The sequence below is a fragment of the Nocardia caishijiensis NBRC 108228 genome, from assembly GCF_001612825.1.
GTDB lineage: Bacteria > Actinomycetota > Actinomycetes > Mycobacteriales > Mycobacteriaceae > Nocardia > Nocardia caishijiensis.
Window position 1 is genome coordinate 43,917 of the sequence record NZ_BDBE01000036.1, and the last position, 25,111, is coordinate 69,027.

The 25,111-nt window shown below is 69.9% G+C and carries 22 protein-coding genes and 1 pseudogene; 12 read left to right on the plus strand and 11 right to left on the minus strand.

Annotated features, from left to right (window positions below; genetic code table 11):
* Positions 1 to 46: 46 nt before the first annotated feature.
* Genes NC7_RS19870 through NC7_RS19885 form a run of 4 tightly spaced genes read right to left on the minus strand, consistent with a single transcriptional unit; the run spans position 47 to position 5,701 of the window.
* The gene (locus tag NC7_RS19870; RefSeq protein WP_157102095.1) at positions 47 to 2,569 is read right to left on the minus strand and encodes a polynucleotide kinase-phosphatase; all 2,523 of its coding nucleotides are present in this window, start codon (positions 2,567 to 2,569) and stop codon (positions 47 to 49) included.
* Positions 2,566 to 3,960: a 3' terminal RNA ribose 2'-O-methyltransferase Hen1 gene (locus NC7_RS19875; protein ID WP_067985317.1), complete on the minus strand. Its 1,395-nt coding sequence runs from the start codon at positions 3,958 to 3,960 to the stop codon at positions 2,566 to 2,568. Before NC7_RS19875 ends, NC7_RS19870 begins: the two co-directional genes overlap by 4 nt.
* 47 nt (positions 3,961 to 4,007) lie before the next feature.
* Positions 4,008 to 5,339 carry a permease prefix domain 1-containing protein gene (locus NC7_RS19880; RefSeq protein WP_067985449.1) on the minus strand — a complete coding sequence of 444 codons (1,332 nt, stop codon included), beginning with the start codon at positions 5,337 to 5,339 and terminating at the stop codon, positions 4,008 to 4,010.
* Positions 5,339 to 5,701, minus strand: a complete 363-nt coding sequence (locus NC7_RS19885) for a PadR family transcriptional regulator (RefSeq protein ID WP_067985319.1) — start codon at positions 5,699 to 5,701, stop codon at positions 5,339 to 5,341. Before NC7_RS19885 ends, NC7_RS19880 begins: the two co-directional genes overlap by 1 nt.
* A 184-nt stretch (positions 5,702 to 5,885) precedes the next feature.
* On the opposite strand from NC7_RS19885, the gene NC7_RS19890 reads away from it, so the two are divergent.
* On the plus strand, positions 5,886 to 6,572 hold the full coding sequence (locus NC7_RS19890; RefSeq protein WP_159372882.1) for an LppP/LprE family lipoprotein: 687 nt from the start codon (positions 5,886 to 5,888) through the stop codon (positions 6,570 to 6,572).
* Here the strand turns inward: NC7_RS19890 and NC7_RS19895 are convergent.
* Complete coding sequence (locus tag NC7_RS19895) at positions 6,553 to 7,683, minus strand: metallophosphoesterase (protein ID WP_067985452.1); 1,131 nt, start codon at positions 7,681 to 7,683, stop codon at positions 6,553 to 6,555. The two genes, NC7_RS19890 and NC7_RS19895, sit on opposite strands and share 20 nt — an antisense overlap.
* 253 nt (positions 7,684 to 7,936) lie before the next feature.
* Here NC7_RS19895 and NC7_RS19900 point away from each other — a divergent pair, with 253 nt between their 5' ends.
* Entirely contained in the window at positions 7,937 to 9,079 is a 1,143-nt protein-coding gene (locus NC7_RS19900; protein WP_236573497.1) for an alpha/beta hydrolase, read from the plus strand.
* A gap of 71 nt (positions 9,080 to 9,150) precedes the next feature.
* On the opposite strand, the gene NC7_RS19905 is transcribed toward NC7_RS19900, so the two are convergent.
* From NC7_RS19905 to NC7_RS19915, 4 genes and pseudogenes are all read right to left on the minus strand, one after another.
* The gene (locus tag NC7_RS19905; RefSeq protein WP_444980001.1) at positions 9,151 to 12,846 is read right to left on the minus strand and encodes an arabinosyltransferase domain-containing protein; all 3,696 of its coding nucleotides are present in this window, start codon (positions 12,844 to 12,846) and stop codon (positions 9,151 to 9,153) included.
* 18 nt (positions 12,847 to 12,864) lie between these two features.
* Positions 12,865 to 13,227, minus strand: a pseudogene (locus NC7_RS30560) (arabinosyltransferase); the annotation flags it as partial.
* A 91-nt stretch (positions 13,228 to 13,318) separates the two neighbouring features.
* Entirely contained in the window at positions 13,319 to 14,254 is a 936-nt protein-coding gene (locus NC7_RS19910; RefSeq protein WP_067985459.1) for a serine hydrolase, read from the minus strand.
* Between the two features lie 14 nt (positions 14,255 to 14,268).
* Entirely contained in the window at positions 14,269 to 15,135 is an 867-nt protein-coding gene (locus tag NC7_RS19915) for a LysR family transcriptional regulator (RefSeq protein WP_067985324.1), read from the minus strand.
* 165 nt (positions 15,136 to 15,300) lie between these two features.
* On the opposite strand from NC7_RS19915, the gene bla reads away from it, so the two are divergent.
* Entirely contained in the window at positions 15,301 to 16,224 is a 924-nt protein-coding gene (gene bla / locus NC7_RS19920) for a class A beta-lactamase (protein WP_067985326.1), read from the plus strand.
* On the opposite strand, the gene NC7_RS19925 is transcribed toward bla, so the two are convergent.
* Positions 16,217 to 16,591: a TetR-like C-terminal domain-containing protein gene (locus NC7_RS19925; RefSeq protein ID WP_236573499.1), complete on the minus strand. Its 375-nt coding sequence runs from the start codon at positions 16,589 to 16,591 to the stop codon at positions 16,217 to 16,219. The two genes, bla and NC7_RS19925, sit on opposite strands and share 8 nt — an antisense overlap.
* Positions 16,592 to 16,603: 12 nt before the next feature.
* Here NC7_RS19925 and NC7_RS19930 point away from each other — a divergent pair, with 12 nt between their 5' ends.
* Positions 16,604 to 16,966 carry a RidA family protein gene (locus tag NC7_RS19930; RefSeq protein ID WP_236573500.1) on the plus strand — a complete coding sequence of 121 codons (363 nt, stop codon included), beginning with the start codon at positions 16,604 to 16,606 and terminating at the stop codon, positions 16,964 to 16,966.
* Here NC7_RS19930 and NC7_RS19935 read toward each other — a convergent pair whose 3' ends face one another.
* Positions 16,967 to 17,866, minus strand: a complete 900-nt coding sequence (locus tag NC7_RS19935; RefSeq protein WP_067985328.1) for an AraC family transcriptional regulator — start codon at positions 17,864 to 17,866, stop codon at positions 16,967 to 16,969. It lies immediately after the preceding gene.
* A gap of 117 nt (positions 17,867 to 17,983) precedes the next feature.
* Here NC7_RS19935 and NC7_RS29845 point away from each other — a divergent pair, with 117 nt between their 5' ends.
* The 8 genes from NC7_RS29845 to NC7_RS19975 all read left to right on the plus strand — a co-directional run bounded on the left by NC7_RS29845 (position 17,984) and on the right by NC7_RS19975 (position 25,101).
* Positions 17,984 to 18,979: a saccharopine dehydrogenase NADP-binding domain-containing protein gene (locus NC7_RS29845; RefSeq protein ID WP_159372884.1), complete on the plus strand. Its 996-nt coding sequence runs from the start codon at positions 17,984 to 17,986 to the stop codon at positions 18,977 to 18,979.
* Positions 18,976 to 19,680 (plus strand): SGNH/GDSL hydrolase family protein, encoded by a 705-nt coding sequence (locus NC7_RS29850; RefSeq protein ID WP_067985330.1) that lies wholly within the window; start codon positions 18,976 to 18,978, stop codon positions 19,678 to 19,680. Before NC7_RS29845 ends, NC7_RS29850 begins: the two co-directional genes overlap by 4 nt.
* 249 nt (positions 19,681 to 19,929) lie before the next feature.
* Positions 19,930 to 21,297 (plus strand): sensor histidine kinase, encoded by a 1,368-nt coding sequence (locus NC7_RS19950; RefSeq protein ID WP_236573501.1) that lies wholly within the window; start codon positions 19,930 to 19,932, stop codon positions 21,295 to 21,297.
* The gene (locus NC7_RS19955) at positions 21,294 to 21,704 is read left to right on the plus strand and encodes a roadblock/LC7 domain-containing protein (RefSeq protein ID WP_067985335.1); all 411 of its coding nucleotides are present in this window, start codon (positions 21,294 to 21,296) and stop codon (positions 21,702 to 21,704) included. Before NC7_RS19950 ends, NC7_RS19955 begins: the two co-directional genes overlap by 4 nt.
* Entirely contained in the window at positions 21,701 to 22,039 is a 339-nt protein-coding gene (locus NC7_RS19960) for a DUF742 domain-containing protein (protein ID WP_067985337.1), read from the plus strand. The genes NC7_RS19955 and NC7_RS19960 overlap by 4 nt, the downstream gene beginning before the upstream one ends.
* A gap of 28 nt (positions 22,040 to 22,067) precedes the next feature.
* Positions 22,068 to 22,634 carry a GTP-binding protein gene (locus tag NC7_RS19965; protein WP_067985462.1) on the plus strand — a complete coding sequence of 189 codons (567 nt, stop codon included), beginning with the start codon at positions 22,068 to 22,070 and terminating at the stop codon, positions 22,632 to 22,634.
* Positions 22,631 to 23,884, plus strand: coding sequence for a cytochrome P450 (locus tag NC7_RS19970; protein ID WP_067985339.1), 1,254 nt, complete (start codon positions 22,631 to 22,633; stop codon positions 23,882 to 23,884). Before NC7_RS19965 ends, NC7_RS19970 begins: the two co-directional genes overlap by 4 nt.
* The gene (locus tag NC7_RS19975) at positions 23,881 to 25,101 is read left to right on the plus strand and encodes a cytochrome P450 family protein (RefSeq protein WP_067985341.1); all 1,221 of its coding nucleotides are present in this window, start codon (positions 23,881 to 23,883) and stop codon (positions 25,099 to 25,101) included. The genes NC7_RS19970 and NC7_RS19975 overlap by 4 nt, the downstream gene beginning before the upstream one ends.
* The last annotated feature ends 10 nt before the right edge of the window (positions 25,102 to 25,111 follow it).

Below are 25,111 nucleotides of genomic sequence, written 5' to 3' on the forward strand. Positions count from 1 at the left end.
GCCTGCCACATCGCCACGGCAGCGCCGGGAATGCGCGGGGCGGGTCCTAGAGGCGGGGGTCGGTTGGTGTCGATTCCATGGCGAGGACGGCGAATACGAGCTCGTGGATCCGCCACAGCGGTTCGCCGGTGGCGACGGCGGTCAGGGCGGACAGGCCGAGGCTGTGTTCGCGCAGGGCGAGGCCGCGTTTGCGGTTGAGGTTGCGGTCGCGCAGGCGCGAGAGGTGTTCGGGGGCTGTGTAGTCCGGGCCGTAGATGATGCGCAGGTATTCGCGGCCGCGGCACTTGATGCCGGGCTGGACGAGTTTGCCGTTGGTGCGGGCGGACAGGCCCGCGTACGGCTTGATGACCATTCCCTCGCCGCCCGCGCCGGTCAGGTCCAGCCACCAGGTGGTGGCATCGGCTTCGGCGGACGGGTCGGACAGGTCGACCACGCGGCGGTCGGTGGCTCGGAAGGTGGTGGGGTCGGCGGCGACCAGGCGGTCGCAGATGTCGAGGTGCCAGCCGTGATCGCGGTCGGCGAAGGTGGTGCCCTCGGCCGCGAGCAGGGCGAACGGTGCCAGCGCCATGCCGTCGAGATCGCTGGTGGGCCAGCAGTATCGGCGGTAGGCGGTGGTGAAGTCGTCGGCGTTCGCGGCGCGGTCGGCGGTGCGCGCACGCAGCGCGGTGAGGTCGAGGCCACGGTCGATGCCCGCGTCCAGGGCGGACAGTGCCGGGGGCAGGGCGGAACGTGCGGCCGCACCCGCCGCGGCGTACTGCGTGCGGATCAAGCCACCCGCCTTGGCCGACCACGGCAGCAGTTCGCAGTCGAGCAGCAGCCAGTCGGTGTCCAGTTCGTCGAACAGCGTCGCGGCGGCCGACCGAACTCGGGCGAGCAGTGTTTCGGTGAGGGCGGCGTCGGCGAAGAACGAGCGCCCGGTTCGGGTGTAGATCGCGCCGGTGCCGTCGCTGACGCCGAAACGTGCTGTGGCACTGACCTGGTCGCGGCACACGAGCACCGCGGCACGCGAACCCATGTGCTTTTCCTCGCACACCACCGTGTCCACCCCCGCCGCCCGATAGTCGGCGAAGGCCTCGGTCGGGTATTCGAGATACCCCTCCACCGACGACGTGGACGGCGGCGACATGGTCGGCGGCAACCACAGCAGCAGGCGCGGATCGATGGCGAACCGGCTCATCACCTCGAGTGCGGCCGCCGAGCTCTCGGCATCGATGATGACCGTGCCGTCGTCGGTGCGCACGTGCCTACGCCCGGTGACGTCGGCCAGATTCAGGGTCTCGTTGTCCCGAACCGGTTCGGCCACCAGTGGTTTCACCGGCTCGTAGTACGTCCGCTCGGCCGGTACGGCGACGAAGGTCTTCTCGGGGTAGCGCAGTGCGGTGAGCTCACCGCCGAAGACGGCACCGGTGTCGAGGCAGACGGTGTTGTTGACCCACTCCACCTTCGGTGTCGGGACGTGCCCGTAGACCACCATCGCCGAACCGCGATAGTCGCGCGCCCACGGATAGCGCACCGGCAAACCGTATTCGTCGGTCTCGCCGGTGGATTCGCCGTAGAGGCAGAAGTCACGGACCCGGCCGGAGGCGCGCCCGTGGTATTCCTCCTTGAGCCCGGCGTGCGCGACGACGAGACGTCCGCCGTCGAGCCGCAGGTGACTGACCAGCTTGTCGATCCACCGGCCCGCCTCGTCGACGAATTCCGGTGTCTCCCGCTCCAACTGCTCGAGCGTTTCGGCCAACCCGTGCGACACCGTCACCTGCTTACCGCGCAATGCGCGCAGCAGCTTCTGCTCGTGATTGCCGGGCACGCATAGGGCGTGACCGTTGGCGGTCATGCCCATCACCAGCCGCAACACGCCCGGCGAATCCGGTCCACGGTCCACGAGGTCGCCGACGAAAACGGCCTGGCGGCCCTCGGAATGGGTGGCGTCGACCGGGCGCCCGCACTCGTCGCGCACCAGCTCCCAGCCGAGTTCGACCAGCAGGGACTCCAGTTCGGCGCGGCACCCGTGTACGTCGCCGACGATGTCGAACGGCCCGGTGAGTTCGCGCCGATCGTTCCAGGCCCGCTCGTAGGTGACCGTGACATCGGCCGGGTCGCTCACCACGAACACCTTGCGGAAGCCTTCGCGCCCGAGCTGACGCAGCGACCGCCGCAGCTCCTGGCTCTGACGACGCAGGACATGCCGTTCGAAGGTGCGATCGGTGCGCGCCCGGGTGCGCTCCCACGCCACCGATTCCGGTGTGTCGAGCACGATCGCGACGGGGAGTACATCGAACGAGCGGGCCAGCGCGACCAATTCGGCGCGGGCGTGCTTCTGCACATTGGTGGCGTCGACGACGACGCGCCGACCGGCACGCAGCCGGATGCCCGCGATGTGGTCCAGCGCGTCGAAGGCGTCCTTCGTCGCGCTCTGGTCGTTCTCGTCGTCGGCGACCAGGCCGCGGAAGAAGTCCGAGGACAGCACCTCGGTGGGCTTGAAGTGGTCGCGGGCGAAGGTGGACTTGCCGGAACCGGAGATGCCGACGAGGGCGATGAGCGACAGCTCGGGAAGGTCGATGTTCATCAGGCGGCCTTACGGAAGAGGGCGAGCTGGGTGGGGGAGCCCGTGCGCGGGTCGAGTTCGCCGACGGGACGGATGTCGACGGTGTAGCCGAACGTGGCCGCCACGCGGGCGGACCAGTCGGCGAATTGCGCACGGGTCCACTCGAATCGGTGATCGTCGTGGCGGTGCCCGTCGAGGGTCTCGTAGTGCACGTTGTATTCGACGTTAGGTGTGGTCACGATGACCGCGCCGGGCGCGGCGTGCCCGAACACGGCGCGTTCGAGGGCGGGCAGACGGCTTTCGTCGACGTGTTCGATCACCTCCATCAGCACGGCCGCGTCGAAACCGCGCAGCCGGTCGTCGTGGTAGGTCAGTGCCGACTGGACGAGGGTGATCCTGGCCCGCTGCCGGTCGGGCATGCGGTGGAACTTCAAGCGTCGCTCCGCGATCGCGAGGGCGCCGCTCGATACATCGGCGCCGACGATCTCGGTGAATCGCTGGTCGGCGTGCAGCGCGAGCAGCAGCGTGCCCGGGCCGCAGCCGAGGTCGAGCACACGGGTGGCGCCGGTCTCGGCGAGCGCGGCCAGCACCGCGTCGCGACGCAGCTTCACCAGTGGGGTCCGGCGCTCGGCGGCCTCCACGAGTTCGACGGCGTCCTCGGTGGTTTCGGGTTCGAGCTGGTCGTCGGCCGCGCGTAGACGTTCGAGCGCGGACTGGGTGAGCGAGTGCCGACCGGCCAGGTAGCGGCGGGCGATGAGTTCGCGGTCGGGGTGGGTGCCGAGCCAGCCGGAACCGGCGCGCAACAGTTTGTCGACCTCGTCGGCGTCGACCCAGTAGTGCTTGGCGTCGTCGAGCACCGGCAGCAGCACATACAGGTGGTTCAGTGCCTCGGCCAGTCGCACGGTGCCGGTGAGTCGCACCCCGGTGTAGGGCGAGTCGCCCCAGTCCGGGAACTGCGGGTCCAGCGGTGCGGTGGTGGTCGACACCTGCCAGCCCAGCGGCGCGAACAGCCGCTCGACGATCTCGCCGCCACCTCTACACGGCACCGCGGGTAGGTCGATCTCCAGCGGGATCGCGGTGCCCGCCAGCTCGGCGCGTTCCCGGCTGGTGCCGTTGAGCGCCGACCGGAACACCTTCCCCAATGCCACCGACAGCAGGCTCGACGCCACGTACGGTCGGTCGTTGACGTAGCGCCCGAGGGTCGAGTTGTGCTGGCCCTTGGCCGGTCTGGCCAATTCCACGGGGTCGATCTCGAGCAGCAGCGCCACCGTGCACCGGTGCGCGTCCGCGCGGGGGTAGAACACGTGCGCGGTGCCGCCGGTGGTCGAAAACGACTGCACGCGGTCGGGGTGTTTGACCAGCAGGTACCCGAGATCGGTCGCCGGGGAGATGGTCGTGGAGATCGTCAACAGCACGGACCGATCCTGTCACGGTCGGTCCAGTGGATTTCTTGTGAAAACCTTCAGGCGAACGCGAACATCGGCCCGACGGCGACCACGACCACCGCCGCCCAGACACCGTAGATCGGCAGATAGCGGGTCTGCCAGTGCTCCAGCGCGGTGAACGGGGTGTGGCCGCGCAGGAACCGGACGCTCAGATGGGCCGACCAGGCGAGGTTCACCAGCAGCACCACATTCATGCCGAGGGCGACGACCTTGTTGGGACTCGAGCCGAATTCGGCGATTCGGGTGGCCATGACCGCGAGCATCATCAGGTCGACGATCAGGGCGCTCACCACCAACACCAGCTGGACACGGTCGAAGAGCGCGGGCGGAGCCAATGGGTCGCGGGCCGAGATCGTGTACAGCAGCAGGCCGAGAACGAGGACCAGGATGAGGTCCATCAGGATCAGCAAGTCACGGTCGATGCCGGTGAGACTGCGGGTGGTGACGAACGCGCCGAGCAGTGCCAGCAGCATCAGGATGGTGAGCGGCGTGAACACTCTGGTGAGGACGGGGGCGATGTTCTCGATCACGTTCTGTTTGGCCTCGACCAGCCACGCGGCGACGATCACCGCGCCCGCCGCGCCGAACGGCATGATCCACCCGGTGATGATCGGTTCGATGTCGAAATCGAGGGTTTCGAACGCGGCGACCGTGAGTGCCGTCAGCACGCCGCCGCCGAGGGCGAGCAGCGTGAGATACACGAACCACTCCCCGGTGAACCGGATGAAGTCCATGCGGGGTCGGTCCGACCGCCAGTCGCCGCCCGCGTAGGCGAGGCCGACCACCAGCCACAGCGCGATCGGGGTGTGGATGCCCGCCAGCACCACGGTCGAACCGCCGTCCTCGAACGGGTACAGATTCAGCACGAGCGCCGCCAGGACGAACGGTACGACCAAGGCGACGGCGACGGCCGCGCTCACCTGCCGCTTCCACGCGAAATAGCCGGTGAGGAAGGGGAGGACGAGCAGGCTGACGTTGAGCCCGAGGGTCTCGTCGTGCAGCAACGAGAACCCGGTCTTCACCGCGAGACCGGCGGTGAGCGCGATGGCGATCACCACCATCAGCTCCCGATTGCTCTCGCGCCCACCGTCTTCGGGCATCAGGACCAGTTGTTTCCACAGCCGATCCGAATGCGCACGGGCGAACTCGCGCGAGATCGAGTCCACGTTCCCCATCCGCTTGACCGCGACGAGGAAGGCCTCCTCGCTGCTGAGTCCCGCGTCCCGCAGCGTCGAGACCTGTTCGCGCAGATGGTCTTCCATCTCGTCCACATCCGACACCGAGATCACCCGGTGCCGCTGGACATAGCCGCGCCACAGATCGACGGCGGCGTCGAGTTCGGCTTCCATCACGCCCACCCCCGCGCTGTGGTCGGCGGCTGATTGATGCCGCGCCAGACCTGGTCGAGGGCTTCGGCGACGACGGTCCACTGGGCCCGGCGCTCGGCGAGGGCGGCGCGGCCCGCGGCGGTGATGAGGTAGTGCTTGCGGCGGCGGCCGCTGTCGGCCACGCGCCAGGTCGAGGACACATAGCCCAGCCGTTCCAGACGGTGCAGCAGGGGATAGAGCATGCCGTCGGTCCACTGCATGCGGCCGTTGGACAGCGTGTTCACCTGTTCGAGGATGGCGTAGCCGTAGGACTCGCCGTCGGCGAGGATGCCGAGGACGAGCGGCGTGGCCGAGGCCGCCACCAGGTCTTTGTCTATGCGCACAGCACTCCTATACCTAGAACCATTAGGTATGACCCTAGCAGATCTAGGTATGAGAGGTAGCAGGGTGCGAATATCGCACCCTAGGGTGCTGATCCACGGTTTTCGCCTAACGAGGCCGGAGGGTGTCTCGATGGAATCGTTGTCCGCGCGAGAGCGTGCGGGGGACTCGGAATCGAGGAAAGCCATGAAGAACGCAGTTCGGATGAGTGTGCTGATGGCAGTGGCGGCGGGGTTGGTCGCGGGCTGCACGGGGGACGACGGAGTGACTGCTCGACCGACGACCTCGGTCACCGGCGCGCCGTCGGTGTCGGTGGAACCTCCGGTGGAGCGGACTGTTACGCCGGAGGCGGGCGCACCGTCGGCAGGCGAACCGGAGGCGGGCGCACCGTCGGCGGGAACTCCGTCGGTGAGTGCGCCCTCCGCACCGGCGGAAACGGTCGTCGCGCCACCCGTCGATGACATCAGCGGCCCGGGCCGGTGCATCGACCCAGGCTCGACCGGGGTGCGCAATGCCCTTGCCCGGCTCGGCGACGGCTGGGCCGCGTCGCAGGCCTCGGCGGACGCACCGGGCAGTTGTGGTGAGCTGCTGTGGGTGCGTGCCGTCGGTGGCAACTCGGCGGGCGCGCCGATTCACATCATGTTCTTTCACGACGGAAAGTACTTGGGCACAGCGACTTCGGAGGCCTACGCCTTCACCTATGTCGCCGGGGCGAACGGCAACGCGGTGACCGTCGAGTACAAGTGGCTCGTCGGTGACGAACCGTTCGCGGCACCGCAGGGTGGGCCGGTGTCGATCACCTACACCTGGACCGGTTCCGGCGTGGCGATGAGTGGACCGCTGCCGAGCGAGGTCACCCAGCCGCACCGCTGACGGCACCGGTCGACTCCGGGTGGAGCACGAGAACCGTGATCTCGCTCGGCGCGAACACGCGCAACGGCGGGCCCCAGAACCCGGTGCCGCGGCTGGTGTAGAGCTGAGTGTTGTTCGCGTGCCTGCTCAACCCCGCCACCACCGGTTGCTCCAGCCGGACCAGGTAGTGGAACGGCCAGATCTGCCCGCCGTGGGTGTGCCCGGAGATCTGCAGCGCCACCCCGGCGGCGACGGCATCGGCGATCTGCCTGGGCTGATGGGCGAGCAGCACCACCGGCAGGTCGGGTTCGGCACCGGCAAGGGCGGCGGGCAGATCGGGGCCGTGACCGGGGAGCCCGCGACCGGTCGGGTCGTCGATACCCGCGATGACGAGGCGGTCGCCGTCGCGAGTGAGAGTGCGGTGCTCGTTGTGCAGTGGCTGCCAGCCGAGGTCGGCCATGTAGTCGATCCAGCCCTGCGCGTCGCCGAAGTATTCGTGGTTGCCGGTGATGTAGAAGCGGCCGAGCGGGGCGACCACCTTGCCGAGCGGATCGACCTGGGTCTGGCGCTTCGCGACCGAGCCGTCGGCGAGATCACCGGCGTGGCAAGCGATATCGGGTTCGAGGCCGTTCACCACGTCGACCACCTTCTCCGACCAGCGCACGCGGTTCAGCGCGGCGTAGTGGGTGTCGGTGACCACGACCAGCCGCAGGCCGTCGAGGCCGGGGGCGAGGCCGCGGATGTCCACGTCGACGGTGCGCACCCGTGGCACCCGCCGCGCCTCGTACAGACCCCAGCCGATGAGGGCGAGCGCGGTGATCGCCACTGCGGCGGCCACCGGACGGGCCGGATCGTCGACACCGATCACCGTCAGCGCGCCACGGGCGAACACGCCGAGCACCGACCAGGCGAAGAACACCCAGGTCACGCCGAGCAGTGCGTCGCCGAGGATCACCGCCGGGTCGGATTGGGCCGGGCCGTGCCCGAGGAACATCGCCACCGGCAGGCAGACGACGAGGAACGCGGCGACGGCGGTGCCGATCCAGAACAGCGTTCCGGTGCCGCCGGTCGGTGCCCAGACCAGCGTCCACCAGGGCAGGGTCAGCAGCAGGGCTGGGATGAGCAGGAACATCAGGCGTACAGCGAGCTTCACGGGGTCCCGTTCTGCAGGGGCCGCCGGGGTCGCGGCACGAATTTCCCCACCAGCGTAGCGCCCGGATCGGCGGCGGCGCCGAGGCGAAAACGCGGGCCGGTGAAGGTGGCTGCGTCGCACCGTAATTCGATGTGTGCCGGGGGCGGTCGGGCGCGCTATGCTGCCCGGCAGGACCTCGCCGCGAGGCGGGTCGTGTGGGGAGCGGCGTGGCCGCGTCAGTGAAAGGTCGATCATGCGTGGCGTAAACGGGGGAGGGGCGCCTGCGCGCCGATCCGGGCGGGTCCGGCGGACCCTGATCGGGGTCACCGCGGCGGTGTTGTTGCCGTTCGGGGCGGCGGTTCCGGCGGGTGCCGACGCCGATCCGAACGCCATCGACTTCGCGGTCGAGTCGTCGATGGGCACCATCAACACCCGCATCGTGCGCGCGGCCGACGGCAACACCGACCGGGTGGTGTACCTGCTCGACGGTGAACGCGCCGAGAACGACCTGAACGGCTGGGAGAAGCACACCTCCATCCCGGCACAGATGGCGAAGTTCAACATCAACGTCGTGATGCCGGTCGGTGGGCAGTCCAGTTTCTACGCCGACTGGGAGCAGCCGAGCAGCTTCAACGGGGTCAATCCCGACGGGTCCATGCTGCCGAGCGCCGACTCCGGGTCGGCCATCGGTGGCTGGGAGGACACCCAGGGCAAGACCACCACCTACCAGTGGGAAACCTTCATCACCAAGACGCTGCCCGAGGCGCTGAAGTCCAGGCTCGGGTTCAGTGCGACGCGCAACGGTGTGCTCGGACTGTCCAGCGGCGGCAGCGCGGCGCTGCTGATGGCCGCCTACCACCCCGAGCAGTTCAGCTACGCGGGGTCGCTGTCGGGGTATCTGCACATGTCGATGCCCGGTATGCGGGAGGCGCTCGGGGCGGCGATGATCGCCAGCGGCGGATACAACATCGAGGCGATGGCACCGGCGGGCAGCGAGAAGTGGCGGCGGATGGACCCCTACGGGTTCGCCGAGAAGCTGATCGCGAACAATACCCGTCTCTACATCTCGGCCGGTAGCGCCAAGCCCGCCGATCAGGATCTGTCGTCCGTCGATGCGATCACCCAGGGTATGCCGCTGGAGGCGATCGCCCTCGCCAACACCCGCTCGTTCGAAAAGCGGCTCACCGCACTGGGTTACACCAACGTCACCTACGACTTTCCCGACATCGGCATCCACAACTGGGGCACCTGGGAGCAGGTGGCCATCCGGTTGATGCCGGAGATGGCGCCGCACATCGGCAAGCCGCTGCCCGCCGGTGCCAAGCCGCCCGCGGGTGCGGCGCCGCCGGGTGCGCCCGGTGCGGAGCCGCCTGCCGGTGGTGCGCCGCCGAAGTAGGTTCTCGCGCAACCCGACCGCCGCTGCCCGCGTGGGCAGCGGCGGTTTTCGTTTTCGGAGCGTTCGTCGGGTCAGCTGGTTCTGATCGGTGCGGCGGTCGACCAACCCCAGGTGGAGTCGGTTTCGACGGTGATCTCGGCGGGGGGAGCGGTGATCAGGCGGGTGAGGCGTTGGAGTTCGCCCCAGTCGCGGGTCCAGTCGTCGGCCAGGTAGGACGGGATGGTCTGCGATCGCATGAGCATGCCGGTCCAGCCGAGGGGGCCACCGCCGGTTTCGCCCTGCCATGTTTCGGAGACCTGGGCGTTGAGTTTGTCGGGCAGGATCCGCCAGATCGGCATCTGTGCCACCCCGGCCCGATGATCGAACGGGCGCTGACACGGGAAAGCCAGTCCCACATGCCAATCCGCGAGAACCGGGTTCTCCGTGCCGACCATCGTGTTCAGCGTGGCCAGCTTCGGCAACCGCGGCGGGGTGAGCGCCACCCACTGCATCGGGTCCGGTTCCCCCTCGACGACCAGGCGAACGGCGGTCGTGCCCGCGGGGACCCGGTCCAACCCGACCGGAAGGTTCCGCCACCCGGGTGCGCCACCGACAGTCGGCGGAACTGCCTCTCCCAGTAGCGAAAACGCCCCGTCGGCCGCCCGTGCGAACTCCACCCGCAGCCGCTGCCCCGGCATCCGCGACCCATCCGGACCCACGCCCTCGATGCGCCCCGCGACAGTCAGAATCAGCACCCGGTACGCCGAATCCCGCCGCACCGCATCCCCATCCAGCCGATACCACTGGGTAACCAACCTGCTGGCCCGAGGCTCGCCCACGGCGTAACTCCCGAGCACCGGCGTCCGCTCCGGCGCAAGCCCGAACGGCAACGCCACGCCACTGCCGTTGACGCCGGTGAACCCGACCCCGCCCAGGCCACCATTTCCTGGTGCTGCGCCTCCGGTCGGCCCGCCGGTGCCCGGCCCTGCGGCTCCACTCGGCGCACCGCTACCGGGACCCGCGGCTCCGGTCGGTGCGCCGTTATCAGGCCCCGGCATGGAGCCGGGCGCACCATTGTTCGGTCCACCGGAAGCGCCCACGGCGCCGCGAGCATCCCCACGCGGTCCTGCGCTGCCACCTACCGGTCCGCCAGGCGCGGCACCAGTCGGCCCGCCGGACGAGGCGCCATTCGCTCCGCCGGGCGCCGCGCCGCTCGGGGCGTCGGCGCTGGGTCCTACACTTCCACCAGGTGCTCCGGCGCCGGGGGCGCCCTGTGGGGGTCCGGCCGGTCCACCGGGTGCGGCGCCGGGGCCGGAACCGGAGGGGGGTGCGGAGGACTGGCCGGGGCCGGGGTCGGGGGTGAGGCTGCCGATGCCGTTGGGGGTGAAGCCGGTGTTCTCGGCGGCGAGGCTGTCGGCGAGGGTGCCGGTGTACGGGGTGAGGAGGGAGTCGGCGGTATCGGTTTCCACCAGGACGTCGTCGGCCATGGCGCACGGGTTGCCGGTGAGGGCGCGCAGGTTGGACAGGCCGACCGAGTAGGCGGGGTACTGCGAGATCGCCGCCGAAGCCAGCGAGCCGACCTCGAACAGCACCAGTGCCGCCGCTGCGAGGGTGAGCGGCGCGATCGGAGCGATCATGAAACGACCGGTCGCGGTGGGCTTCTTCGCCGACAACGCCTTGCTGTCGGCCTCGGCCGCTCGCGGTTCCACGGCGTGCTCGGCCGAGTTCCGCTGGTTGTCGAGCTCGGAATTGCTTGGCTGGTCGTCGTCGACAGGTGTCTGGTGTTCAGGTTGCGGTGCGATGGCGTCGTGGTCGGAAGAGCGGACGCTGGTGCGGTGCTCCTGGGGGCGTTCGCGGTAGTACTGGTACAGCGCCACGAGCAGGGTGGCTGCCGTGGCAGTGAGGGCGAGGGTGGACAGGCTGACGGTGCCGAGAACCGGGGCACGGTCGGGCCAGGGGACGCCGTAGCCGGAGACGTACCACCAGCCGTTGGACCCGGTGAGGCTCACCGCGAGGAGGAACAGCACCGCCGCGGCGAAGAGCGTCCGCACGTGCGGGGCTCGAATTGTCCTGCGAGTCAGCGCGACTGCGGTGACGGCGGCGAGGGCGGCGGCCAGCCCCGCGTACACGCCGAAGTGGTGGGTCCACTTCGTCGGGGTGAACATCATCAGCAGCAATGCCATGAAAACCATTGCGATCAGCCGGTTTACCGGCCCGCGTGCGGTGCCGGTAACCCATCCGCGACGCAGGGTGGTGAGGATTCCGACGACCAGGCACAGCAGCATGGCGAGGATGCCGAAACGGCGGGCCAGGGAGCCGTCGGGGTTCACCGACAACAGAGTGTCCCAGCGGGTGCGTTCCTCGAACCAGGACATGTCGGGGCCGACGAGCTGGCGGACACGCGTGGCTTCCAGCACGGTCGCCAGGGTCTGGTCGGCGAACACCACCACCAACACGAGCGTGCCCGCCGCGGCGATCGGCGCGAGCAGAGCCGCGTAGCCGCCAGGGGTGGCGCCCGAGCGGTCGACGATCCCGCGCAGAACAGGACGCGATGCCGCCACCAGCGCCGCGACACAGATCAAGCCGGTGGGACCGGCGGCCAGCGAGAACGCCGCGACGAGCACCGCGACGGCGGCGGGGAGCAGCCGCCGGGTGGCCACCGCCCGCTCCATCGAGCACCAGGTGAGCAGGGCCCCGACGGCGATCAGCGGTTCCGGACGCAGTCCGTTGTTGTAGGGCAACCAGATCGAGAGGAACACCAGCGCACCGGTCCACACCGCCCAGCGATGCGAGGTGATTCCCAACCGGGGCAGCACCTCCCGACTGAGCACCAACCAGCACACCAGCCCGGCCAGCAACGCGGGCAACCGCATCCACACCCCGGCCTCGCTGACCCGACTCATCCAGGCGAGCACCTCGTACGGCCAGCCGAACGGCGCCTCCGCCACCTGGAACCACCGGTAGTAGTTGGCCGTGTACCCGGCCTCGCGCGCGGACCGCGCCATCGTGAGGATGTACCCGTCGTCGGAACTGTTCGCGCCGATCACGTGCCATCCGACCAGCACCCCGGCCACGGTGACGTCGACCGCGCCGAACCGCCACCAGCGCGCGGGCAGAACCCGCCGCGTCCGTCTGCCGTCGCGAAGATCGCCACGATGCAAGCAGATCAGCGCCACCAGCGTGGACAACACCGCACCGATGATCGCCGCCAGCTTCCATCCACTCGGGCTCGACGAGAACCGCGCGTCGATCTCGGCATGCAACCGCGCATCACCGAGCCGCCCCCGATCCAGCTCGGTGAACACCCCGACAACCTGCGGCCGCACATCCCCCTGCACAACCGTCCGTACCACCACGCCGTCGCGCGCTGTCACCCCGACGATCTCGGCGGTAGTACTTCCCGCATCGGAAGACACGACCAGCGCACAACTTCCGTCCGCCGAGCCTGACGCACCGTCACCGCCAGGTGCCCTCGACGGCGCGCTTCCGCCAGGTGCGCTGGGCGATGGGCTCGGCACCCCTGTCGCGGGCCTGTCCGCGGGTGCTCCCGCTGGTGCGTCGGGCGGTGGGCTCGGGATCCCTGCGGCGGGTGCGCCCGTAAGCGTTTTGGCTGGTGTGCCAGGGGGTGGGGTCGGGACCCCTGCGGCCCCGTCCGTGGGCGTTCCGGCTGGTGCCCCGGGGGGTGGGCTCGGCAGCCCTGCGGCGGGTCCGCCCGCAGGCGCCCCGGTTGGTGCGTCGGGTGCTGACGGCAAGGGCGGCCCATCGGCGCCCGGCGCTCCGGAACCCACGGGGAGATCGCCGAGCGGAACACTCAGTAGTAGCCGGTCGCGCAACACCATCGAGAGTGTGCGGCCCAGGTCGGGACGGTCCTCGATACGGGCGACGAGCCCCTTGGAACCGGCGCGCGGGGCCTGGGGTGGGACGGTCGACACGACGGTCCCCCCGGCGAAGCCTCGCAGGGCGTTGCACGGGATGCGCACGTCGAGGCTCAGCGGCACGTAGTGCACAAGCGGTGCGCTGACCTGCAACGACGCGTCCTGCGGCCAGTCCAGGCTCGCCCGCTGCTGATGCACGGGAAGCAGCGGAACGAGAACCGCCAGCAACAAACCGAGCGCCCCCGCCACGATCCCAACAATTTTCGCTCGGCCGAAGCCGGAATCTCCACCCACGACAGACGATGCTAAGCCGTCGCCCGGACTCCCACCCAGTCACTTCATGATCACCACACTCCGGTGGCGGCATCGGTCGCCCAGAAGGAGGTCAGGAGGTGGGGCGACGTAGTTCGGTGACGGCGATGCGCGCGGCTTCGCCGATGGCGGCGTCGACGACGGGGAGGTCGGGGTCGGCGCGGGCCGCGCGGGTGAACACCGCGACGGCGACCGGTGTCTCACCGGCGAATTCGACGACGGCGACCTCGTTGCGGATGATCCCGATGGTCCCGGTCTTGCCCGCGACCACGACATCGCGATGCGGGAACGCGGCGCGGATACGGTGTGGCCAGATCTGATCGCGCATGATCGAGCGTACGAATTCGGTGCTCTGCGTGGACAGCACCCGACCCGACCAGAGCTGGGTCAGCAGCGTGGTCATGTCCGCCGGGGTGGTCGCGCTGGCGTAGGCGGGGTCGTAGGCCGACACGGTCCACGCCTCGTCGTTGTCGGCCAGCACCGCGAAAGCCTCGGCGGTGCTGTGGGTGTCGGTGTCACGCACGAGGCTGCGATGTTGATCGGCGGTGCCACCGATCACCCGGGTTTCGGTGAGACCGAGTTCGGCGGCCAAGTCGGTGACGGCGGCCAGCCCGAGTTCACCGAGGAGCACATCGGCGGCGGCGTTGTCGGAAACCGTCATCATCGAGGCCACCAGATCGCGACGGCTCAGCGTGATCGGATCACGCAGTGCGGCAATGCCGGTCGGGCCCGGCGTGCAGTCGGCGGGATCGACGGTGAGCCTGTCCGTCGGATCGATGCGTCCCCGGTCCACCTCGCGGAAGAACGCGACGCACACCAGCAGCTTGTACGCCGACGCCATCACCACGCGATCCCACCCGCCGACCGAGATCTCCGCGGCCGAACCATCACACCGCCGCGCGTGCACCCACCCGCTGCACCCGGCGTCGGCGAACACCGCCCGGATCCGGTCCGCCGCCGTCGCGACCGCCCACCCGGTGGCCGCGTCCGCCGACCGCTCACGGAGCATGTCGAACGATCTGCTCACCGCAACCGCTCCCGGTACAGCACACGATCCAGTACGTCCGCCTGCCCACGCGTGTCGGCGCGTCGAATCACCCTGACCCGCAACGCGACCGACTGCGGTGCCAAGGTCAGCCACGCGACACCGGGCGTGGGAGTGGGCGCGGTGGTCGTCAGGCCGAAGCTTGTCCCGGCCGCCACCGCCGCCAGGACGGCGCGGTCGTCGGGCGCCGGGAGCGGCGGGGTGTCGAGGCCGCGCTCGCGCAGGAGATCGAGGAGCGCGTCGTGTGCGGGCGGGTTGGCCGGACGCGGCGGGTGGGCGAAATGCAAACCGGTGAGCATGGGGAACGTGGGGCGCTCGGTGGTGGTGGTCCGGTGCCCGGCGGGCACGACCAGCCAACGGGGGAGTTTCACGACGGGGCCCGCCTCCACGCCGTCGACCAAAGCCGGGTGTTCGATCACCGCGACGTCGCAGATGCCCGCCCGCACGTCGGCGACGAGGTCGACGGTCCCGGCGATCGTGGTCGACACCGTCCCGCCCTCGGGCCGCAACGCGGTGACGCAGGCGGTGACCACCCGGTCGGGCAGGGCGGTGGTCGCCGCGAAGCGGACGGTGCCGCTGAGCTGGGCGATGCGCCGGGATTCGGCGAGCAGGCGATCGGCGTCGTCGATCAGGAGCCGGGCGCGAGCCAGCAGCTGCCTGCCCGCCGGGGTGAGGACGGCGCCCTGGGTGGTGCGGTGGACGAGCTCGAGCTCGAGATGGTGTTCGAGGCGCCGCAAGCCCTGCGACAGCGGCGGCTGGGTCATGTCGAGTGCCGCCGCGGCCCGCCCGAAATGGCCCTCGTCCGCGACGGCGACGAAGAACCGGAGGTGGCGCAGCAGGTCCATGTGGCCATTGAACCAGCGGGCACGCGACGACTCGCCCGAACCGGGCGAAGTGCGCGCCGTATCGGCTCGGACACCGGCCCCGACGTGCGACGATATCGATCGCGACTCGCCGCCGTCGGCACCGGATATTGGCCGCGACCCGGCGGGTGATGGTGTGGTGCGACGGTGACTTTCTCCGCTACCGAACGCTCGATCCGCAGGCGCCTCGCGGCCGCCGCTCTCGCTGTCGCCACGCTGACCTTCACCGCCTGCTCGTCCGAACCGGCACCTCCGGCCGCGACCTCGAGCGCTCCCGGCGCGCCTGCCGGGACGACCCAGTTCGCGGCACTGGAATCGAAATACGGTGCGCGACTCGGCCTCTCGGTCACCGACACCGGCTCCGGTGCCACCGTCGCCTACCGGGCCGACGAACGCTTCCCCATCGCCTCGACCTTCAAGGGCCTGGCCTGCGGTGCCCTGCTGCAAGCCCATCCGCTCTCGACCGGGTACTTCGACCAGGTCGTCCACTACACCGCCGCCGACCTGGTGGAGTACTCGCCCGAAACGGAGAAGCACGTCGACACCGGCATGACGGTCGCGGCCCTGTGCCACGCCACCATCACCCTGTCCGACAACACCGCGGGCAACCTGGTGCTCCGATTGCTGGGTGGCCCAGCGGGTTTCACCGCGTTCCTGCGCACTCTCGGCGACAACGTCACGCGCCTGGACCGCTGGGAAACCGAACTCAACACCGCTGTCCCCGGCGACGAACGCGACACCACCACCCCGGCGGCCCTCGCCGCCGACTACCGCGCCCTCGTCGTCGGCAACGCACTCGCCGAACCCGAACGTGCCCAGCTCGCCGAGTGGCTGAAGGCCAACACCACGGGCGGCAAACGCATCGAGGCGGGTCTGCCCGCCGACTGGATCGTCGGCGACAAGACCGGCAGCCCCGCCTACGGTTCCGCACTCGACGTCGCCGTCGCCTGGCCGCCGAACCGCCCCCCGCTGGTCCTGGCGGTCCTGTCGACCAAATCCGAGCAGGACGCCGAACCATCGAACGAACTCCTCGCGGAGGCATCGAGAGCCGCTGTCACCCAGCTCAATTGATCCGCCACCCGGCCCGCACGGAGCGCGCGCACCGCTGCGGTTCGTCACCCGCTCCGACGAACAACGCGGTGAGCATCGGGACTCCGTGGTCGAGTGCCTCGGCGGGCAACGGGCCGGTCGCCACGAGGGCGGCCAGCCCGTGCCCGATCACCCAGCTCTGCGTCGCCAAGGCGAGTGGTTCGACCTCGGCTCGGAACCGGCCGAGGTCGCGTGCCCGTGCCACCGCCGTCACCAGCCGTTCCAGGGTGGCGTCGGCGGCCCGCGCGTCCTCCAGCTCGAAACCCGCGTCGAACATCACCCGGTACAGGTCTGGCTCGGCCACCGCGTTGGCGAGATAGGCGCTGCCGAGTGCGCCCAGGTCGCGCACGGGATCGTCGGTGTGTACCGACAGCTGTCGATCGCGACCGGCTCGCGCCTGGTCTTCCTGGCCGGGCAGGTGGCCCGAGACGCCGATGGAAACCCGGTCGGGTCGGGTGATTTCGCGGCGCAGGTGGAGCAGGCCTACCTGAACATCGGCACCGCGATGACCGCGGTCGGTGGATCCTTCGACGATGTCGCGAAGCTGACGATCTATGTCGTCGACTGGGGGCCGGACAAGTACCCGCTGCTCGGCGAGGGCGTCGCCCGGGCCGGGGCCGAGCTCGGCGTGGACCCGGTCAAGCCGATCACCCTGATCGGTGTGGCGGCGCTGGGCGAACCCGACCTGCTGGTCGAGGTCGAGGCGATCGCGGTGCTGGACTGATCATCCCGTCCTGCCCGCGCGGTAGCGGCCCGGCGCCACACCGTATTCGCGTTTGAAGGCCTTGCCGAACGCGTATTCGGAGCCGTAGCCGGTGCGCCGGGCGATGGTGGCCAGCGGGTGGTCGGTGTCGCGCAGGAGCCGGGCGGCGGTGAGCATCCGCCAACGTGTCAGGTAGGTCAGTGGCGGTTCGCCGAGCAGGGTGGTGAAACGCTTGGCGAAGGCGGCGCGGCTCAGACCCGCACGGGCGCCGAGTGATTCGACGGTCCAGTCGTGCGCCGGGTCGTCGTGCACCGCGCGCAGGGCGCGGGAGAGTTCGGGGTCGGTGAAGGCCGCCGACCAGCGTGCGGTGTCGTGGGCGGCGCTGTCGGCGAGCCAGGCGCGCAGCAGATAGAGCAGCAGCAGGTCGAGCAGGGGTGGGACCGCCGCGTCGGCACCGGGATCACTGTCGGCGATCTCGGCGGCGAGCAGATCGACGGCGGCGCGCAGGGACGCGTGCGTGCCGAGCCGGGCGGGAATGTGCACCACCTCGGGCAACTCGGCCAGCAGTGGATGCGTGCGGTCGGCGGCGAGCGCGTAGGACCCGCAGAGCAAGGTGGCCGGGGCGCCCGGCCCGTCGACCACGCGCACGTCGTCGGGGCCAGCGGTCTCGGTGAGTGCGCTGGTCGGGTGGTCGGCGAGATCGTGGGCGACCCCGCGCGGCATGAGTACCGCGTCACCCGTCCCGAGCGCGACGGGTTCGGCTCCCGGTCTGGTCAACCAGCACGATCCCTGCAGGACCACATGGAACCCCGCCCCCTCCACCAGCGGATACCTGCGCCCCCACGGTGCGTGGCGCACGAACATGCCGGACGCCGGAGCGCCGGTGCGTGCGGTGGCCAGAATATCGCTGAGCAGGTCCATAACCGATGACCATACCGATGAAGACGATCGGACATCTCTCGCGGACAATAGATGATTTCGCGCCGTGTCTCCCGCTCATACGCTGAGTTCATCAACCGAACGAGCAAGGAGCAGGACATGAGGATCGCCGTGTACGGGGCCAGTGGACATGTCGGCCGTTTCGTGGTCGCGGAACTGGGCCGTCGTGGAATCGAGACCGTCGTCGTCGGACGTGATGCCGAGCGTGTGAAGGACTTCGACGTCCCCGCCCGAGTCGCCGCGGCCGACGACGAGTCGGCCCTGGTCGCGGCCTTCGCCGGAGTCGACGTGGTGATCAGTACCCTGCCCGATTACACCGGCACCGGCGAGGGCGTGCTGCGCGCCGCCGTCACCGCGGGGGCGAGCTATGTGGACGTCGCGGGCGAACAGCTGTTCGTGCGCAAGGTGTTCGACGAATACGGGCCCCTGGCCGAGGCCGCCGGGGTCACGCTGGCCCCGGCGATCACCGAAGCCGGGGTGTTCGGTGATCTGCTCGCCCACCTCGGCGCGCGGCGGCTCGGCGGTGCCGACGAGATCGTGCTCAGCCACGTCGCCGCACCCGGCGGGGAGGGTTCGCGCGGCAGTATGCGCACCGTGCTGCGCAACCTGGACGTCTTCGCCAGCGGCGGTCTGTCCTGGTCGGACGGCGAATTCCACACCGGCCCCCAACCGCGCCGCGACACCCTGCTCCTGCCCGGCGCCACCGATCCCATCGTGGTGCGGAAGTTTCCGCAGCCCTCGGTGGTGACGATCCCTCGGCACACCGCGGTCGGTGCGGTGGAGGGCGTGCTGGCGAAGGAGATCTTCGATGTGGTCGGCACCGTCACCGAGGCGGACGTGGCACGCGCACCCGAACAACCGTCCGCTCCTGCCGCGTACTCGATGGTTGTCGACATCCATCGCGATGGAAAAACCCTGCGCGGCATCGGTACCGGTCCCGACGCCTACCGCAACAGCGCCCAACTCGCGGTCCTCGCCGCGATCCGGATCGGCGCGGGTGCGCAACCGGGCGCGCACGCACCGGCCGAGCTGTTCGATCCGATCGAATTCCTCGACGCGTTGGGCGAATTCGGGATGACCTGGACGCTGCGGTGATCGCCCGCTTCGTCCTCGCCGTGCTGGCCGCAGTCCTGCTCACGGGCTGCGGTACGGCCGAGAGGAACCCGGCGCCCGAGATCGACGTGGTTGTCACGCTGGGTGATTCGCTCACCGAGGGATACCTGGCAAGCCAAGGGCAGCGATACCCCGACCAGCTGGGACGCGCGCTCGCCCCGGTCAGGGTCGTCGAAGCGGGTAGCAATGGCAACCGCTTGCTCACCGACTCCCCCCGATTCGGTGACAGCGCGCTGGCCCGCTTCGATCGTGACGTTCTCGGCCTTCCGGGTGTCGACGCGGTCGTCGTGCTCATCGGGACCAACGACATCGGGCTCGCGGGCGATGTCGGGCCGGACGGCGTCCGAACCGCGCCGGTCACCGCCGAGCAGCTCGTCGAGGGCTATCGCGCCCTGATCGACCGGGCGCACGCGGCGAAGGTGCGCGTCATCGGCGCGACCCTGCCGCCGTTCGGCGGTTCGCCGTACGACGCGCCACACCGCGAACAGCTCAGAACCCAGGTGAACGATTGGATTCGCACAGGCGGTGGCTTCGACGCGGTGGTTGACCTGGACCGCGCACTCGCCGCCCCGACCGATACCACCCGGCTGGCCGAGCGGTTCGACAGCGGAGACCATCTGCACCCCAACGATTCCGGCCACCAGGAGATGGCGGCGGTGATAGCCGAGGCGGACGTGTTGTGATGATCGATGCCGCACGCCGGTCCTCACCTGCGTCGCAGCGGACCATCGGGACAACAGACGGTGAACCCTGACCGCTCGGGTGGCAGGCGGAGCGAGGGCTCGATATGCTCGGCCCGATATCGAAACGGGCTGCCTTGCTGCATGTTTGGCTCGAGGATTGGTGGTTGGGGGCCGGTGGTCACTGCGGAGGTCGGGTCGGCGACATACACGACGGGGGATCGCCCGACGGCGGGACCGGCGGGATATGCGGTGATCGGCGCCGGTGTGGTGCTCGTGGTCGTCGCTGTGCTCACCGCGCTGTTCGCACCGTCGGACATCGGGTATCCGGTGCTGGCCGCAGCGCTGGTCACCGCCCTGATCGCCGCCCCGGCGGTATTCGTGGCGCTGCGCCAGAGTGCCAAGGCCGACCACTGCGCCGCGGCCGCGCGGCGCGCCGAACAACAGTTGGCCGCCACCGTCGCCGAGGCGACGCAGCGTATCGCGAAGGCCGAGGAACACAGCTCCGCCTACGCCTGGGAAGCGCAGGAGAACTCACGTCGCGGCGCCGCCGCCCTCGCGGCCTTCGCCGGTGCCGCCAGCCGGATCCAGGCCATGACCACCAGCATGCTCGCCGAACTGCGCGAGATGGAACACCGGCACGCCGACCCGCGCGTGCTCACCGACCTGCTCCACATCGATCACCGCACCGCCCAGACCGGCCGCCTCGCCGACAGCATCGCGGTGCTCAGCGGCGCCCGCACGGGACGACGCTGGGCCAAACCCATCGCGATGGAATCGATTCTGCGCGGTGCCATGGGACGCGTGGCCGGTTATCAGCGCGTGCGGCTGCGCGCCGTCGCCGAGGTGGGCATCGCCGGGCACGCCGCCGAAGGCGTCATGCACGCGCTGGCCGAACTGCTCGACAACGCCTGCAACTTCTCCCCGCCCACCACCGAGGTGCACGTGTACGCGGCGGAAGTGCCTGCGGGCGTGGTCATCACGATCGAGGACAGCGGCCTGGTGATGAGCGAATCGGCGCTGCGTCGCGCCGAGGCCGCCGTGAGCGGACGCGACCACAAGGGCAAGGGCGCCGACCTGGCCGCGCTGTCGGGCACCCGACTCGGGCTCGCGGTGGTCGGAAACCTCGCGCGCAAACACGATCTCACCGTCTCGTACCGGCCGTCGGCGATCGGCGGCACAGCGGTGGTCGTCGTCGTCCCGCGCGAACTCACCGCCCGTGCCGAACGCCGGGGCCGCGACACGGGCCGCCACGCCGCCCAGCGGGCCGACACCGGCGGCATGCAGCTCACCAACCTCGGGCAGTTCGACGCACCGACCCCGCGCCCCGCACCGCACACCGAGAACGGTGACCTGGGCTGGGCCGACGCCATTGCCCGGCAGGTCTCCCCGCCCGCCACAGAGGCCGCCGCCGGGCCCGCGCAGGCCACCCCCGTGCTGCCCAAACGCCGTCGCGGCAGCACGCTCGCGCAGGTCCACCCCGAGGGTCTCACCCAGCCCGCGCCGACCCAGGCGACACCGGCCAGGCCGTCGGCGCTCGGCGCCTTCCAACGTGCCGCCCGTACCGAGCCGCGCACGGGCAGCGCCGCCTCTGCCCCAGACCCCCAGGAGGACCGATGACCACCACCGCCGCGACCGATCTCGGCTGGTTGCTCGAGAAGCTGATCGCCCGCACCCCCCGCGCCAGGCACGCCCTGCTGCTCTCGGGCGACGGCCTCAAGATCTGCCACACCCCGGAACTCGACACCGATCGCGCCGACCAGCTCGCCGCGATCGCCGCCGGTTTCCAGAGTCTCGCGCACGGGGCCTCCGTCGAATTCGGTGACGGGCGAGGCGGAGTCCGCCAGTCGATGACCGAGTTCTACGGCGGCATCCTGTTCGTGGTGGAGGCCGGACTCGGCGCGCACCTGGCGGTGATCGCCGCCGAGGACGCCGACGCGGGCCTGGTCGGACACACGATGCACGAACTGGTCGAGCAACTCGGCGAACACCTGGCCGCCCAGCCCCGCCGAGGTACCCCGCGATGATCGGGCGCGACGACGATCCCGACCGGTTCTACACCCTCACCGGCGGCCGGGTGCCCGCCGACGACGACTTCGACCTGGTCACGCTCGTGGTCAGCGAATCGGGGCCGAACGCGGGCATGACCTCCGAACAGGTCGCCATCCTCGAGCTGTGCGCGGCGCCGACCGCCGTGGTCGAGCTCGCGGCCGAACTGCGGCTGCCGGTGGGTGTGGCCACCGTTGTGCTGTCGGATCTGCTCGCCGCGGGCAAGATCACCATCAGGCCACCGCTGTCGGCGGCGATGAATCTGGATCTTTCCACCCTCGAGAAGGTGCTCGTTGGACTTCGCAGGCTCTGAAGACGTACCCGAGCGGGCACGCACGCCGCTGCACAGCACGGCGCGGCACGGGTTGAAAATCGTCATCATCGGCGGATTCGGTGTCGGCAAAACGACATTGGTGCGTTCGGTGAGCGAGATCCGTCCCCTCGACACCGAGGCGACGATGACGGACGTGAGCGTCGGCGTCGACGACGCCAGCGGAGTACCGGGCAAGTCCACCACCACCGTCGCCTTCGACTTCGGCCGCATCAGCATCGACGACGAACACGTGCTGTATCTGTTCGGAGCGCCTGGGCAGCAACGGTTCTGGTTCCTGTGGGACCGGCTGTTCGCCGGTGCGCTCGGCGCGATCGTGCTGGTCGATCAGCGCCGCATCGCCGACTCTTGGTACGCCATCGACCGCCTCGAGCACCAGGGCACCCCGTTCGTGGTCGCCTGCAACGACTTCGGTGAATCACACGCGCCCGACGCTGTTCGCGACGCGCTCGATCTCGATCCGGCGGTCCCGCTGCTGATGTGTGACGCGCGCTCACGCGAATCGAGCAAACAGGTCCTCATCGCCCTGATCGAGCACCTGTATTCTGTTGTCCCACAGGGGGAGACCGTCTCATGAGCACACCAGTCGGCGCCTGCCCGGTCACCGGTGCCGTCCCGCTGAGCGGCCCGGAGTTCCATATCGAACCGCACGAGGTCTACCGGCGGATGCGCCGCGAACACGGTCCGGTCGTCGCGGTGGAACTGCCCGGCGGGTTTCCGGCCTGGCTGGTGATCGGCTACCGCGAACTGCACCAGGTGACCAGCGATCCGGTGCTGTTCCCGCGTGATGTGTCGCTGTGGAACCAGTGGGGGCGGGTGCCGGAGGACTGGCCGCTGCTGCCGATGATCGGGCGGCCCATGCCGTCGATCTACTTCACCGCCGGTGCCGAGCACCGCCGCCACCTGGCCATGGTCGAACCCGCCCTCGACGCGGTCGACCACTTCGAATTGCGCCGTGCCTGTGAGGAACTCGCCGACCAGCTGGTCGACCGGTTCTGTGGGCGCGGCACCGCCGACCTGATCGCCGAATTCGCCGAACCGCTGCCCGTGCTCGCGCTCGGGCGCATCCTCGGCCTGCCCGACGCCGACGCCGCCGACCTGGCCCTGACCATGAAGACCCTCGCCGACGGCGGCGCCGACGCCCAGGCCGGACACCTGCGTTTCGCCGAGCACATGGCCCGCCTCGTCGCCGCCAAGAAGGCGCGCCCCGGCGGCGACCTCACCTCGTTGATGCTGGCCGATCCCGAGCCGTTCACCGACGAGGAGTACATGAACGACCTGATGGCGATCGCCGCCGCGGGTCACCTCACCACCGCCGACTGGCTCGGCAGTTCGATGCGGCTGATGCTCACCGACGAACGGTTCGCCGCCGCGCTCGGTGGCGGCAGGCGCAGCGTCGGCCAGGCCATGAACGAGGTGCTCTGGGAAGAGGGGCCGACCTCCATCCTGGCCGGTCGCTGGGCCGCCCGCGATACGCGCCTTGGCGATCGCACCATCCGCGCCGGGGACATGCTGCTGCTCGGCTTGGCCGCTGCGAATCTCGATCCGCATGTGCGCCAGTCGTTCTCCGACGGCGACACCGTGCCGACCGGCAACAACGCGCACTTCGCGTTCAGCTACGGCGAATACCGCTGCCCGTACCCGGCGCAGCAGATCGCCGAGATCATCGCGCGAACCGGGATCGAGGTGCTGCTCGACCGGCTCCCCGATGTCGACCTGGCGGTTCCGGCCGCCCAGCTCACCCGGCGACCTTCGGCTTTCCTTCGGGGCATGCAAGCACTGCCCGTTCGTTTCACCCCTGTTCGACCCGTCGGAGGTTTCTCGTGAGTTCGCAATGCCCTATCGCCATCGACCCCATGGTCGGTGATCTCGCGGGGGAGACCGCCCGACTACGTGACGCGGGTCCGATCACACGGATCGACCTGATGGGGGTGACCGTGTGGACCGTCACCGACCACGCGCTGGCCCGTCAGCTCACCACCGACACCCGCCTGGTCAAGGACATCAATGCCTGGAAACTGTTCGCCGACGGCGTGGTCGGCAACCAGTGGCCGCTGATCGGGATGGTCGACGTCGACCGGTCGATGTTCAGTGTCGACGGCGCCGAACACCGCAGGCTGCGGCTCAAGACCGCGCAGGCGCTCGCCCCGCGCCGCCTCGAGGAACTGCGCCCGAGAATCGAAGCGCTCACCGCCGAGCTCCTCGACGACCTCGCCGCGGCGGGCGCCGACGGCACCCCGGTGGATCTCAAGCAGGTGTTCGCCTACCCGCTGCCCATGCGTGTGGTCGGTGACCTGATGGGCGTCGCCCGCGAGGACCACGCCCAGCTGCTCGACTGGTACAAGAAGTTCTTCTCGGTGGTGACCCCGCAGGACGAGCGCCTGCGCGTGATCGGCGAGCTCGACGTGTACTTCACCGACCAGGTGCGCAAGAAGATCGCCGACCCTGGTGACGATCTCACCTCGGCGTTCGTCGTGGCCGACGAGGGTGGCGAGGCGCTCACCGAGGAGGAGGCGATCGGCAATATCAAGGCCCTCGTCGCCGCCGGGCACGAGACCACCGTGAGCCTCATCGTCAACACTGTGCGCGCGCTGCTCAACGAACCGGATCAGCTGGCGAAAGTCCTTGCCGGGGAGGTCGACTGGAAGCAGGTCATCGAGGAGTCGTTGCGCTGGGACGGGCCCGTCTCGCACCTGCTGATGCGCTTCGCCACCGAGGACATCACCGTGGGCGACACCGTGATCGAGAAGGGTGAGGGTGTGGTGATGTCCTACCGCGCCGTCGGCCGTGACCTCGCGGTGCACGGTGAGACCGCCGACGAGTTCGACGTGACCCGCTCCACGGCCAACCGCCACCTTGCCTTCGGCTACGGCCCGCACATCTGCCCCGGTGCCGCACTGTCGCGGCTGGAGGCCGCGATCGCGCTGCCCGCGCTGTTCGCCCGCTTCCCGAACCTGCGCCTGGCCGTGCCCGACAGCGAGCTCGGCAACCTGCCGGTGCTGACCCAGAACGATCTGGCCGCGTTGCCGATCACCCTGAACTGACCGGCGTCGC